The sequence below is a fragment of the Halochromatium sp. genome, from assembly GCF_046541315.1.
Classification (GTDB): domain Bacteria; phylum Pseudomonadota; class Gammaproteobacteria; order Chromatiales; family Chromatiaceae; genus Lamprobacter.
Map to the genome: position 1 here is coordinate 1 of NZ_JBKHDN010000064.1, position 13063 is coordinate 13063.

At 65.5% G+C, this 13063-nt stretch carries 11 protein-coding genes; 3 read left to right on the top strand and 8 right to left on the bottom strand.

Going from position 1 to position 13063, the window contains the following annotated elements:
• The 5 genes from ACLFQI_RS06300 to prfB all read right to left on the bottom strand — a co-directional run.
• A partial coding sequence (locus ACLFQI_RS06300; RefSeq protein WP_410758043.1) for a hypothetical protein occupies window positions 1-221 on the bottom strand: 221 nt, incomplete at its 3' end.
• Between the two features lie 120 nt (window positions 222-341).
• Window positions 342-3980 carry a DNA polymerase III subunit alpha gene (gene dnaE, locus ACLFQI_RS06305; protein ID WP_410758044.1) on the bottom strand — a complete coding sequence of 1213 codons (3639 nt, stop codon included), beginning with the start codon at window positions 3978-3980 and terminating at the stop codon, window positions 342-344.
• Between the two features lie 330 nt (window positions 3981-4310).
• Complete coding sequence (locus tag ACLFQI_RS06310) at window positions 4311-4976, bottom strand: VTT domain-containing protein (protein WP_410758046.1); 666 nt, start codon at window positions 4974-4976, stop codon at window positions 4311-4313.
• A 67-nt stretch (window positions 4977-5043) separates the two neighbouring features.
• Window positions 5044-6609, bottom strand: a complete 1566-nt coding sequence (gene lysS / locus ACLFQI_RS06315; protein ID WP_410758047.1) for a lysine--tRNA ligase — start codon at window positions 6607-6609, stop codon at window positions 5044-5046.
• 94 nt (window positions 6610-6703) lie between these two features.
• Window positions 6704-7802, bottom strand: a protein-coding gene (prfB, locus tag ACLFQI_RS06320) for a peptide chain release factor 2 (RefSeq protein WP_410758048.1) whose coding sequence is annotated in 2 segments (ribosomal slippage) — window positions 6704-7726 and window positions 7728-7802 — 1098 coding nt in all. Because the reading frame shifts where the segments join, the coding sequence is not laid out codon by codon here.
• A 147-nt stretch (window positions 7803-7949) separates the two neighbouring features.
• Here prfB and ACLFQI_RS06325 point away from each other — a divergent pair.
• The 3 genes from ACLFQI_RS06325 to ACLFQI_RS06335 all read left to right on the top strand — a co-directional run bounded on the left by ACLFQI_RS06325 (window position 7950) and on the right by ACLFQI_RS06335 (window position 10169).
• On the top strand, window positions 7950-8678 hold the full coding sequence (locus ACLFQI_RS06325; protein WP_410758050.1) for a transposase: 729 nt from the start codon (window positions 7950-7952) through the stop codon (window positions 8676-8678).
• Window positions 8679-8708: 30 nt separating this feature from the next.
• Complete coding sequence (locus tag ACLFQI_RS06330; protein WP_410758051.1) at window positions 8709-9014, top strand: polyhydroxyalkanoic acid system family protein; 306 nt, start codon at window positions 8709-8711, stop codon at window positions 9012-9014.
• Between the two features lie 219 nt (window positions 9015-9233).
• A complete protein-coding gene (locus ACLFQI_RS06335) occupies window positions 9234-10169 on the top strand; it encodes a serine hydrolase (RefSeq protein ID WP_410758052.1) in 936 nt (311 codons plus the stop codon).
• Window position 10170: 1 nt separating this feature from the next.
• On the opposite strand, the gene dapB is transcribed toward ACLFQI_RS06335, so the two are convergent.
• The 3 genes from dapB to ACLFQI_RS06350 all read right to left on the bottom strand — a co-directional run.
• On the bottom strand, window positions 10171-10986 hold the full coding sequence (gene dapB / locus ACLFQI_RS06340; protein ID WP_410758053.1) for a 4-hydroxy-tetrahydrodipicolinate reductase: 816 nt from the start codon (window positions 10984-10986) through the stop codon (window positions 10171-10173).
• A 15-nt stretch (window positions 10987-11001) separates the two neighbouring features.
• The gene (gene dnaJ, locus ACLFQI_RS06345; protein WP_410758054.1) at window positions 11002-12141 is read right to left on the bottom strand and encodes a molecular chaperone DnaJ; all 1140 of its coding nucleotides are present in this window, start codon (window positions 12139-12141) and stop codon (window positions 11002-11004) included.
• A gap of 140 nt (window positions 12142-12281) precedes the next feature.
• Window positions 12282-13063, bottom strand: a 782-nt coding sequence (locus ACLFQI_RS06350) for an Hsp70 family protein (protein WP_410758055.1), incomplete at its 5' end; no start/stop codon positions are given.

Below are 13063 nucleotides of genomic sequence, written 5' to 3' on the forward strand. Positions count from 1 at the left end.
TCATCCTCCGCCTTCTCGACTTGAACGCGACCGACCGGGGCGAGGTTCGCCGAGATGGTCGCGGGCGAGAGTTGGTCGTCGCCAGAGCCATCGTCGGCGAGGATGACGTAGGCGGTACCAACCACTAGGAATACGGCAACGGCCTTGACCGATAACATGCCGAGGTCTTGAGTCTTCAGGATCTGCGACATGAAATCGTGACCGGACTTTTTCTCACTCACTGAAATCTTCCTCTTCGCGCAAGTTCGCACCGCACAGGGGGCAGGTCAAAACCGTGTAGAGACTGCCTGAATCCGCGCTCGGGTTCAAGGTGCAACCACATTGACAGCCGAGAATCTTCTTCAAGCCACCGCCTGCGGGCACGCCGCGTCCGCTTCCAACGCCGAGCTCCAAGGGGGGTGCGGCGACAGCCTGGGCACGGCCTCGCGACCGATTCGCGACCGCTGATAGACCACTTCGACGGCCGTGTTATCAGCGCCGAGCAGTTGCCGCAACCGCTTCAGCAACCCATCGCTGGGATCGACCCTCCAGCGACCGCTCGGCCGCAAGCGCATCGAAGCCCCTGGACCCCGGTACTCGATTTGAATCGGCAGGCCGGTCTCGAGGCGAGAGTGCTCGAGCAGCGTCGCCAACGCCTGCACCTTTTGCGCCCCGTCCGCATGCGCGTCTGGATCGCTGAGGTCGAACCGCAGCAGCAGATGATCGCCGAGCTGCGCGCGCGCCTCGGCCAGCGTGCGGACCTCGCTCGCGGTCAGGGTCCAACCATTGGTGAAGTTGTCCGGGCGCAGGCTGCCGGTCACGGCGACGATGGCATCCGGCACCAGCAGATGCCGCACCTGCTCGTACAACTCCGGGAACACCGTCACCTCGATGCGACCGGTGCGATCGTCGAGCGTCACCGTCGCCATGCGCCCGCGCGCGGTCTTGTTGGCGCGGATCGCCATGATCAGACCGATCAGCGTGCGCTGCTCGCGCTCCTGTCCCCAGGCCGGGGCGGACATCCCCTGCGTGCTCTCCAGCAGCCGCCCGATGCGCTGCGAGACCATCGCATTCAGCTCGGCCTCGTAGCGGTTGATCGGATGCCCGGTGAGATAAAGGCCCAGGGTCTCCTTCTCGCCCCGCAGGCGCTCGTCGTCGTCCCAATCCGGCCAGGTCTGGGCCGCGATCTGCGGGTCCGGCGCCACCGCGGTGTCGGGGCTTGCTTCCGCGATACCGAACAGATCGCCCTGCCCGGCTGCCGCCTGCGCGTGATGCTGCTCGGCGAGCTTGAGGGCGAGTGGCAGCCGGTGCATCAGCGTGGCGCGGTTCTCGCCGAGTCCATCCAGCGCCCCTGCGCGCACCAGTGCCTCAAGCACGCGCTTGTTCGCCTTCTGCGCATCGATGCGGCGACAAAACGCCCAGAGATCCTCGAACGGATGGTCTTGCCCGCGCGCATCGAGTATTGCCTTGATCGCCGACTCGCCCACGCCTTTGATCGCGCCGAGGCCATAGATGACGGTCTGGTCGCCGGCGGTCGTGAACCTGAGTTCGGAGCGGTTGATCTTCGGCGGCTCGACGGTGAGTTCCAGGTTGCGGCACTCATCGATCAGGGTCACCACCTTGTCGGTGTTGTCCATATCGGCCGAGAGCACGGCCGCCATGAACGCCGCTGGATAATGCGCCTTGAGCCAGAGCGTCTGGTACGACACCAGCGCGTAGGCCGCCGAATGGCTCTTGTTGAAGCCATAACCGGCGAATTTTTCCATCAAATCGAAGATATGGGTGGCGATCTTCGGATCGACGCCGCGCGCGGCCGCGCCCTGCTCGAAGATCGTGCGCTGTTTCTCCATCTCCTCGGCCTTCTTCTTGCCCATCGCGCGGCGTAGCAGATCGGCACCGCCGAGCGAATAGCCGGCCAGGACCTGCGCGATCTGCATCACCTGCTCCTGGTACAGGATGACGCCGTAGGTGGGCTTGAGGATCGGCTCCAGGTCCGGGTGCGGATAGGCGACCTCGGCGCGCCCATGCTTGCGGTCGCAGAAGTCATCGACCATGCCGGATTGCAGCGGACCGGGCCGGAACAGCGCCACCAGCGCGGTCATGTCCTCGAAGCTGTCCGGCTGCAATTTGCGGATCAGCTCCTTCATGCCGCGCGATTCGAGCTGGAACACCGCCGTGGTCTGGCAGTCCTTCAGCAGCGCGAAGGCCTCCGTGTCGTGCGGATCGATCAGATTGATGTCCAGCGGCGCCTCGCCCTCGACCTCACGTTCGGCATTGATGGTCTTCAGCGCCCAGTCGATGATGGTCAGCGTACGCAGGCCGAGGAAGTCGAATTTCACCAGGCCCACCTGTTCGACATCGTCCTTGTCGTACTGAGTGACCGGGTCGCCTCCCTCCTCGCAGTAGAGCGGCGCGAAGTCGGTGAGCCTGGTCGGCGCGATCACCACGCCCCCGGCGTGCGTGCCGGCGTTGCGGGTGATGCCTTCGAGCTTGCGCGCCATGTCGATGATGCCGGCGACGGCCTCGTCGTCTTCGTAAGCGCTGGCCAGGTCCGGGCTTTCCTCCAGCGCCTTGTCGAGCGTCATCTTCAGCTCGAACGGCACCATCTTGGCGATCTTGTCGACGAAGCCATAGGGATGCCCGAGCACCCGGCCGACATCGCGCACCACCGCCTTCGCCGCCATGGTGCCGAAGGTGATGATCTGCGAGACCGCCTCGCGGCCGTACTTGTCAGCGACATAATCGATGACCTCGTCGCGACGCTCCATGCAGAAATCGACATCGAAGTCGGGCATCGAGACGCGCTCGGGATTGAGGAAGCGCTCGAACAGCAGATCGTGTTCGATCGGATCGAGATCGGTGATCTTCAGCGCATAGGCAACCAGCGAGCCGGCCCCCGAGCCACGCCCCGGACCGACCGGAATCCGTTCGACCTTGGCCCATTGGATGAAGTCGGCGACGATCAGGAAGTAGCCGGGAAAGCCCATCTGACAGATGACATCGAGTTCGCGCTGCAAGCGCTCGTCATAGATGCGGCGCTGCTCGGCGAATGCCGGTGCGTCGCGATCGAAGGTACGCTCCAAACGCCACTCCAACCCGGCGCGCGCTTCGGCGGTCAGATGCTCGGCGATGCTCAGTCCCGCGGGCACCGGCGAGTCGGGCAGGAAGGTCTCGCCCAGGCGCAGATCGAGATTGCACCGCTTGGCGATCTCGACGCTGTTCTCCAGCGCCTCCGGCAGGTCCGCGAACAGCTCGGCCATCTCCGCCGGCGTGCGCAGAGACTGCTGCGGGCTATGGCGGCGCGGCCGGCGCGGGTCATCCAGCGTATGCCCGCTGTTGATGCAGACGCGTACCTCATGGGCGTCGAAATCCTCGGCGGCGAGGAACACCACGTCGTTGGTGGCGACGACCGGCACGTCCCTGGCCAGCGCCAGCTCGACGCTCAGCTCGACGCAGCGCTCCTCGTCCGCGCGCCCGGTGCGCATCAGCTCCAGGTAATAGCGATCGCCGAAGGCCGCCAGCCAATCATCGAGCAGCGCCTCGGCCTCGGCCCGATAGCCGCCGAGCAAGGCACGCTGCACATCGCCACCCGTGCCGCCGGAGAGCGCGATCAGCCCGTCGGCGGCGGCCAACACCCAATCGCGCTCGACCTGCGCCGGCAGGCCGTCGCGCTGCCCCTCGATGTAGGCGCGCGAGATCAGGCGGGTCAAGGCCGTGTAACCGCGCTCCTCGTGCACCAGCAACACCAGCCGGTGCGGCTTGGCCGGATCGGCCGGATTGCGCACCGCCAGCTCGCTGCCGACGATCGGCTTGATGCCAGCCGCCAGCGCGGCCTTATAGAAGCGCACCAAGCAGAACAGATTGGTCTGGTCGGTCACCGCCACCGCCGGCATGCCGCGGTCCACCACGGCCTTCGCCAGCGGCTTGATCCGCACCAAACCATCGACGAGCGAATACTCCGAGTGCAGGTGCAGATGGACGAACCGGGGTTCCGACGACAAGGCGCGCTCCAGGGATCAGCGGCACGGGAAGGCGCTCTAGTCTAGCGACTTGCTCGCGAGCACCGCAACGCTCGCAGGCCGATCGGCGTGCCGCGCCGGGCGCCCCTTACCGCTCCTCCCAGCGCCGCCGCTCGTCCCCGGAGATGGCCGGGTCGCTCTCGAACCACCGCAGGTAGACGTGCGCCAGGGTCTCGGCGAGCGAATGACAAATCATGCGGCATAAACAGCTCAATCCTCTGTGTCCCGCTTGGTGGAAGCGATCGAGCAAGGGCGTGAATGCGAGATCATCATCGCCCGCAATGGTCGCCCCGCCGCCTATTCATCGCCTGCCTACGGCGCCGCCTCGCCCGCGCGCAGCAGGCGCCTGAGCAGCAACACCGCCAGCGCGATCACGACCACGACCAGCAGGCCGATGGTCGCCTCGGCGAGATTGCGCTTGAGCATGGACTCGCCGAGCAGCACGAAGCCCGCCCCATAGGCCCCGGTCAGCAGCATCGACACGCGGAAGTGCAGCCGCAGCGGGATGCCGGAAAAGCCGAGCAGATAGTTCTTGATGAACAGCGGCACGCCCGGCGTGATCCGCAGCAACAGCGTGAACCGCAGGGCGCTGCGTTGACGGCCATCGAACGACGGCAAGCGGTAGCGCGTGCGCGCCAGCAGGCGCTCCAGGTACGGCCGCAGTCCGCTGTGGGCGATCCAGTGGCAGAGCACGAGGTTGGCGGCCAACGCCAGCAGTGAACCGAGCAGCCCGAGAAGGGTACCGAACACGGCGCCAGCGAGCACGAACAGCGGCGTGATCGGGAAGCCGAGCGCCGGTAGCACGGCCATCAGCAGGAAGAACGAGAGCGGATCGGCCTCGCGCTTCCAGTCGAGGATCCGTTCATGGTTCCAAAACAGCCACAGCGCCAGCAGGAGCGCGATCGCCAGCGCGCCGATCAGCAGGAGCGCGCCCAGCCGGGAACGCTTGGGGCGCCAAGATGTGCCTCGCCGTCTCATACGCATGTCTGGCCATCAGCACGCCAGCGCATTCGCCATCGAATCGCGTGCCGCTCATGGTCGATGCTCAGCGCTCAGCGTCCTGCGGGCGCATGTGTGGGAACAACAGCACATCGCGGATCGAGGGCGCGTCGGTGAACAGCATCACCAGGCGATCGATGCCGATGCCTTCGCCGGCGGTCGGCGGCAGGCCGTGCTCGAGCGCGCGGATGTAGTCGGCATCGAAGTGCATCGCCTCCAGATCGCCGGCGTCCTTGTCGGCGACCTGCTGGCGAAAGCGCTCGGCCTGATCCTCGGGATCGTTCAGCTCGGAAAAGCCGTTGGCGATCTCGCGACCGCCGACGAAGAACTCGAAACGATCGGTGACGAAGGGATCGTCGTCGCTCTGGCGCGCCAGCGGCGAGACCTCGGTCGGATAGGCGGTGATGAAGGTCGGTTGCAGTAGCCGGCCCTCGACCGTCTTCTCGAAGATCTCGATCTGCACCTTGCCCAGCCCAGCGCTGTCCTTGAGGTGGATGCCGAGACGCTCGGCCACCGCGCGGGCGCGCTCGAGCGAGTCGAGATCGGCGTCGCTCAGGTCCGGATTGAAGCGCAGGATCGACTCGCGCACGCTGAGACGCGCGAACGGCTGCGAGAAGTCGTAGGTCTCGCCCTGATAAGCGATCTGGGTGGTGCCCAGCACCTGCTCGGCGAGCGTGCGCAGGAGATCCTCGGTCAGGTCCATCAGGTCGCGGTAATCGGCATAGGCCTGATACAGCTCGAGCATGGTGAACTCGGGATTATGCCGTGTCGATAATCCTTCATTGCGGAAGTTGCGGTTGATCTCGTAGACGCGCTCGAAGCCGCCGACCACCAAGCGTTTGAGATAGAGTTCCGGCGCGATGCGCAGGAACAGTTGCATGTCGAGCGCGTTGTGGTGGGTGACGAAGGGCCGCGCGACCGCGCCGCCCGGGATCGCCTGCATCATCGGCGTCTCGACCTCGAGGAAGGCGCGCTCGTTGAGATACGCCCGGATGCCCTGCACCACGCGCGTGCGGACCTGGAAGGTCGCGCGCGTGGCCTCGTTCATGATCAGGTCGAGATAGCGCTGGCGATAGCGGCTCTCGGTATCGGCGAGCCCGTGCCACTTCTCCGGCAGCGGCCGCAGCGCCTTGGTCAGCAGCCGCAAGCGATCGATTTTGAGCGACAGCTCGCCAGTCTTGGTGCGGAACAGCTGACCGCAGACGCCGATGATGTCGCCGATATCCAGCTCCTTCTTGAACCAGGCATAGTCCTCGGCACCGAGGACATCCCGCTGCACGAAGAGCTGGATGCGCCCGCTCATGTCCTGCAGATGGGCGAAGCTTGCCTTGCCCATCACGCGCCGGCTCATCAGCCGGCCGGCGAGCTTGGCGCGCACATGGCGCGTCTCCAGCTCGGCGCCGTCGATCTCGCCGTAACGGGCATGCAGCTCGCCGGCCACCGCGTTGCGGCGAAAATCGTTCGGAAAGGCGGTGCCCTGCGCGCGGATGGCGTTGAGCTTCTCGCGGCGTTGGGCGATCAGCTTGTTCTCGTCCTGCTGCGATGGGGCGGCGCCCTGCTCGGTGCTCGGCTCGGTGCCCGGCTCGGCGTCGTTCGGCTGCGTCTGGTTCATGGCTCCCAATCAGCGTGGTTGGCGGATGCGTGGCGCCTATCCGCGCCTGTTGTGGTGATGCGTATCGGGCCGCAGGCCCGGTGTCGGCGGGGCATCAAAGCCCGCTCTTGAGACTCGCTTCGATAAAGAGGTCCAAGCCGCCGTCGAGCACGGCCTGGGTGTTGCCGGTCTCGACATGGGTGCGCAAATCCTTGATGCGCGACTGGTCCAGCACATAGGAGCGGATCTGACTGCCCCAGCCGATATCGGACTTGCTCTCCTCCAGCGCCTCCTGCTCGCTGCGCCGCTTCTGCATCTCCAGCTCATAGAGCTTGGCCTTGAGCTGTTTCATCGCCTGGTCCTTGTTGGCATGCTGCGAGCGGCCGTTCTGGCACTGGGTGACCGTATTGGTGGGCAGATGGGTGATGCGCACCGCCGATTCGGTGCGGTTGACGTGCTGACCACCGGCACCGGAGGCGCGATAGACATCGATGCGCAGATCGGCCGGATTGATCTCGATCTCGAACGAGTCGTCGATCTCGGGCGAGACGAACACCGCCGCGAACGAGGTGTGGCGCCGATTGCCGGAATCGAACGGCGACTTGCGCACCAATCGATGCACGCCGGTCTCGGTGCGCAACCAACCGAAGGCATAATCGCCCTGCACCGAGACCGTGGCCGATTTGATCCCGGCCACATCGCCGGGCGAGACCTCGGTCAGCTCGGCCTTGAAGGCGTGCGTCTCGGCCCAGCGCAGGTACATGCGCAACAGCATCTCGGCCCAGTCCTGCGCCTCGGTGCCCCCGGAGCCGGCCTGGATGTCGATGAACGCATTCTTGTCGTCCATCTCGCCGGAGAACATGCGCCGAAACTCAAGCTCGGCGACCCGTTGCTCGTCGCCTTGCAGGTCGGCGAGCACCGCCGCGACGGTCTCGGCATCCTCCTCCTCGGCCGCCATCGCCAGCAGATCCTCGGCCTCGGCCAGTCCGCTATCGAGTTCCCCGATGGTATCGACCACGCTCTCGAGCGCGGCGCGCTCGCGCCCCAATGCTTGCGCGCGCTCGCGATCCGACCAGACCTCGGGCTCTTCGAGTTCGCGCAGGACCTCGGTCAGGCGCTCTTGTTTGCCGGCAACGTCAAAGATACCCCCTAAGGAGCTCGAGGCGCCCCTTGAGATCGGCGATCTGCGTACGCGCCGGGTTGATGTCTTCCATGCGGGCCTCCGTTGGATGCAAAACGCACCATGATACCCTAGCCGGCCTCGTCATCGTAGGCAAACTGGTCACGCCGTCACATCGGTCGCCCCCATCGATCGTCTATACTGGAACTCAGACCCTTTCGCAACAAGGAGTCATCGTCCCATGGCCCGTCTTCCGCGCTTCGTCCTTCCCGGTTTTCCACAGCATGTGATCCAACGCGGCACGCATCATCAACGGATCTTGCGCGACGAGGAGGACTACTGGTTCCTCTGGGGGCGATTGTGCGATGCGGCGGCCAAGTTCGACTGCGACATCCATGCCTATGTGCTGATGCCGAATCACTTCCATCTGCTGCTCACGCCCTGGCGCGACGACGGCATCGGCAAACTGATGCAGTACACCGGCCGCTATTTCGTGCAGTACTTCAACCACCGCTATGGGCGCGCCGGAACGCTTTGGGAAGGTCGCTACCGCGCGACCCTGCTCGACCCGGAGACCCTGCTGCTGCCGGTGAGCCGCTATATCGAGAGCAATCCGGTGCGCGCCGCGTTCGTCGAGCAGGCCGACGATTACGATTGGTCGAGCCATGCCGCCAACGCGCTCGGCATCGAGGACGAACTGACCACCCCGCACCCGGTCTATCGCGCTCTCGGCGACACCGCTGCGGATCGCCAGCAAAGCTACCGCGCGCGCTTCGACGCCGGCTTGAGTCAAACCCTCATCGAGCAGATCAGGGCCGCCACCAATAAGGCCTGGGTGCTGGGTGACGAGCGCTTCTGCCAAGCCATCAAACACAGGCTCAATCGGCGCGCGCGTCCGCTTGCCCGCGGGGGCGATCGGCGCTCGGCGGCCTATCGCCGTACGCTGCGGCAAGCGGCGACCTTACACTGACCGGACACCCGCTAGACACCGAGGACATCCATGTCGACAATCCATGTTGCTCGCCCCCACCGCCTTGGCCTTGACGCCGCTCGGGCCGAGATCGAGCGCATCGCCACACGGGTGCGCGACGAGTACGGCGCCGACTATCACTGGGAAGGCGATGTGCTCCATTTCAATCGCTCGGGGATCGGAGGCCTGCTCGCGCTCGCCGACGACTCCATGGATCTGCGGATCGACCTCGGGCTGCTGAGCCCGATGAAGGCGCAGATCGAAGCGCGTCTGACGGACAAGATCGATGAGGTCCTGGCCCGTTACGCGGCCGAAACCGCCGTCACCGAGAGCTGATCGAGAGGTTCGCGAAAGATCAGGACATTTCTGAGAAAAGCGTTCGATCACACTGACTGAAAAGCTCTTTTTGATCAAGCGCCCCTTGTTTTTAGGCGCTGCTTCTCCTACCCTTGGAGCGGATAGGTTCAGAGCGCGGACGCAACAGGCATCGAGGCGCAGTCGATGAGCGGTCTAGAGAGCAGCGATCGAGAAGACAGCGGTTTGGAGGAGCCAGGGATGTGGGGAGCTCATCGCGCAGACGCTGGCAGCGCCGGCCTGCACCTCGATCGCCGCCGGTTCATCGCCACGCTTGGCGGGGCCGCCGCGTCCGTGCTGCTCGGCGCTCCAAGACCAAGCGTGGCGGCGACCTCCCCCCTGGAGAGCCAATTGGTCCGGCTGGTCAAGCAACAGCGCGTGCAGGGGCTGATCCGCGCCGACGAGCAAACCTCCTGGTCGATCTATGACTTCACCTCGGCGCGGAAGCTGGTCTCGATCAACGAGGCGGTACCCCGCCAAGCCGCCAGCATGATCAAGCCCTTCATCGCGCAGGCCTTCTTCTACACCATGCAGGAGCAGGGCTCGCGGCTGCGCTATACCCCTAGCGTGCGCGAGACCATGGAGCGGATGATCCGCAACAGCAGCAATCCGGCAACGACCGAGCTGATGCAGCTGATCAGCCACTACAACGGCAACCATGGCCCCAAGGATGTCGAGTATGTGCTCAAGCGCCATGCGCCGGGCGTCTTCCAGCAGACCAGTATCGTCGAATATGTGCCGGCCAACGGCCGCACCTATCGCAATCTGGCCTCGGCACACGATTACAGCCGCTACCTCTGGGCGCTTTGGCACGACCGCATGCCGTATGCCCATGAGGTCCGGCGCATCATGGGACTCCCCAACCACAATCGCATCACGCGCGGCGTCAACAACATCCCCTCGACGGTGCGCGTCTACCATAAGTCGGGCTCGACCGCGATGCTCTGCGGCGAGATGGGCATCATCGAGGCCCACGACCGTCTTGGCCGTCCCCGCCCCTACACCTTTATCGGCATCATCCAAAAGAGCCAACGCACCAACTACTACACCACCTGGATCACCAACCGCAGCAACACCCTCCGCGCGGTGTCGGGGCTGGTCTACGATTACATGCGCGATCAGCATCAGCTCGCCTGAGCTACAGCTCGCGCAGCCCCAGCACATCCTGCATGTCGAACTGACCGCGCTCGCGCTCGGCGATCCAGCGCGCAGCGCGACAGGCACCGCGCGCGAAGGTCATGCGGCTGCTCGCCTTGTGCGCGATCTCGACCCGCTCGCCATCGGCGGCGAACCAGACGCTGTGCTCGCCCACCGTATCCCCGGCGCGGATGGTCTCGAAACCGATGGTCTGGCGCTCACGGGCGCCGGTGTGGCCCTGCCGGCCGTAAACCGCGACCTCGCCGAGGTCGCGCCCGAGGGCCTCGGCAATCACCTCGCCCATGCGTAACGCCGTGCCGGAGGGCGCGTCGACCTTGTGCCGGTGATGCGCCTCGATGATCTCGATATCGACATCGTCGCCCATCACCCGCGCCGCCAGATCGAGCAGCTTGAAGCACAGATTCACGCCCACGCTCATGTTCGGCGCCAGCACCAGGGCGATGTCGATCGCCGCCTCGCTGACCGCCTCGCGCTGATCCGGCGTCAGCCCGGTGGTGCCGATCACCATGCGGCAGCGGGCGTCGCGGCACAACTCCAGGTGATGCATGGTCGCGCGCGGCGTGCTGAAATCGATCAGCACATCGAAATCGGCCAGCACCTCGTCGAGGTCGGGGCGCACCGGGGCGCCGATCGGCCCGATGCCCGCGAGTTCGCCGGCATCGACACCGACCAAGGTGCTCTGTGATTGCTCGGTCGCGGCAGTGACGCGTAGACCCTCGGTGGCATGTGCGGCGCTGATCAGGGTGCGGCCCATGCGGCCGCCTGCGCCCGCCACCGCGACACGAATCGGTTCCATCGCTGTTCTCCCGGGCTAGAGCCCCATCTTTTCGAAAAAGTGCTTGACGCCGTCGAGCCAGGAACTCGACTGCGGACTGTGGTGCTTGCCGCCGGCGCTGACGCTCTCCTCGAATTCGCGCAGCAGTTCCTTCTGGCGCTCGGTCAGATTGACCGGGATCTCGACGACCACGCGACACAGCAGATCGCCCACCGGACCGCCGCGCACCGGCTTCACGCCCTTGCCGCGCATGCGGAACAGCTTACCGGTTTGGGTTCCGGCCGGCACCTTGAGCACCACCTTGCCGTTCAAGGTCGGCACCTCGATCTCGCCGCCGAGCGCGGCAGTGACGACGCTGATCGGCACCTCGCAGAACAGGTGGCTGTCCTCGCGCTTGAAGATCGGATGCTCCTGGACCACGATCTGCACATAGAGATCGCCCGCCATGCCGCCATGCTCGCTCGGCTCGCCCTCGCCGGCGAGGCGGATGCGGTCGCCGGTGTCGACGCCCGCCGGCACCTTGACCGAGAGCGTTTTCTCCTCTTTCAGGCGACCGGCGCCACGGCAATACCGGCAGGGCTCCTCGATCACCTTGCCGGTGCCGCGACACTCGGGACAGGTCTGCTGGATCGAGAAGAAGCCCTGCTGCATGCGCACCTGGCCCATGCCGTGACAGGTGGGACAATCCTTCGGGCTGGTGCCGGGCTTGGCGCCGCTGCCGCCGCAGTGATGACATTCCACCGTGGTCGGGATGCGGATCTTGACCTCCTTGCCAGTGACCGCCTCCTCCAGCGTCAGCGAGAGGTCGTAGCGCAGATCGGCGCCGCGCGCGGTACGCCGGCCACCGCCGCGACCGCCGCCGAAGATGTCGCCGAAGACATCGCCGAAGATGTCGGAGAAACCGCCGCCCGCGAAGTCACCCGGACCGCCGCCACCGAAACCGCCTTGGCCACTGACGCCGGCATGGCCGAACTGATCGTAGGCGCTGCGCTTGCGGGCATCGGTGAGGACGTCGTGCGCCTCCTTGGCTTCCTTGAACTTGGCAAGCGCTTCGGCATCATCCGGGTTGCGATCCGGATGGTATTTCATGGCGAGACGCCGAAACGCCTTCTTGATGTCCTGCTCACTGGCATTTCGGCTCAGGCCGAGGACGTCGTAGTAATCGCGCTGGGACATTCGCGTAATCGGTCAGTCGTTGGGAAACAGAAATCCGCATCGCGGAACGCTCGGATCATCGAAAACGAAACGGCGCGTGAGCAAGCGCCCACACGCCGTCGCCTGGCCGCAGCACAGGCGCTTGGGGCATGGCGCGCGGCTCAGCGCTTGTCGTCGTCGACCTCTTCGAACTCGGCATCGACCACATCGTCGCTCTGCGCCTTCGCGCCCTCGCCAGCCCCGGCACCGGCGTCACCCGCCGCGCCCGCGCCCTGATCCTGGGCATAGAGCCGCTCGGCCATCTTGCCGGAGGCCTCGCCCAGGGCCTTGGTCAGGGAGTCGATCCTCTCCTTGTCCTCGCCCTTCATCGCCTCCTCGAGTTCGCCGATGGTGCTCTCGATGCGCTCCTTTTCGCCGGCCTCGAGCTTGTCGTCACCGAGCTGCTCCATCGACTTGCGCGTGGCATGGATCATCGAGTCGGCCTGATTGCGCGCACCGACCAGCTCGTGGAACTTGCGGTCGTCCTCGGCATGCGCCTCGGCGTCCTTGACCATGCGCTCGACCTCTTCATCCGAGAGACCGGAGCTGGCCTTGATGACGATCGACTGCTCCTTGCCGGTGGCTTTGTCCTTGGCATGGACGTTGAGGATGCCGTTGGCGTCGATGTCGAACTTGACCTCGATCTGCGGCACGCCGCGCGGCGCCGGCGGGATGTCCGAGAGATCGAAGCGTCCAAGCGACTTGTTATCGGCCGCCCGCTCGCGCTCGCCCTGGAGCACGTGCACGGTCACGGCGGTCTGGTTGTCGTCGGCGGTCGAGAACACCTGGTTCGCCGAGGTCGGAATGGTGGTGTTCTTCTCGATCAGCTTGGTCATCACGCCGCCGAGGGTCTCGATGCCGAGCGACAGCGGGGTGACGTCGAGCAGCAGCACGTCCTTGACGT

Bases quoted from the DNA above. Each gene is read 5' to 3' on its own strand.
- ACLFQI_RS06310 (WP_410758046.1), bottom strand. From the start codon at position 4,976: ATGAGACGGCGAGGCACATCTTGGCGCCCCAAGCGTTCCCGGCTGGGC.
- lysS (WP_410758047.1), bottom strand. From the start codon at position 6,609: ATGAACCAGACGCAGCCGAACGACGCCGAGCCGGGCACCGAGCCGAGC.
- ACLFQI_RS06325 (WP_410758050.1), top strand. From the start codon at position 7,950: ATGGCCCGTCTTCCGCGCTTCGTCCTTCCCGGTTTTCCACAGCATGTG.
- ACLFQI_RS06330 (WP_410758051.1), top strand. From the start codon at position 8,709: ATGTCGACAATCCATGTTGCTCGCCCCCACCGCCTTGGCCTTGACGCC.
- ACLFQI_RS06335 (WP_410758052.1), top strand. From the start codon at position 9,234: ATGTGGGGAGCTCATCGCGCAGACGCTGGCAGCGCCGGCCTGCACCTC.
- dapB (WP_410758053.1), bottom strand. From the start codon at position 10,986: ATGGAACCGATTCGTGTCGCGGTGGCGGGCGCAGGCGGCCGCATGGGC.
- dnaJ (WP_410758054.1), bottom strand. From the start codon at position 12,141: ATGTCCCAGCGCGATTACTACGACGTCCTCGGCCTGAGCCGAAATGCC.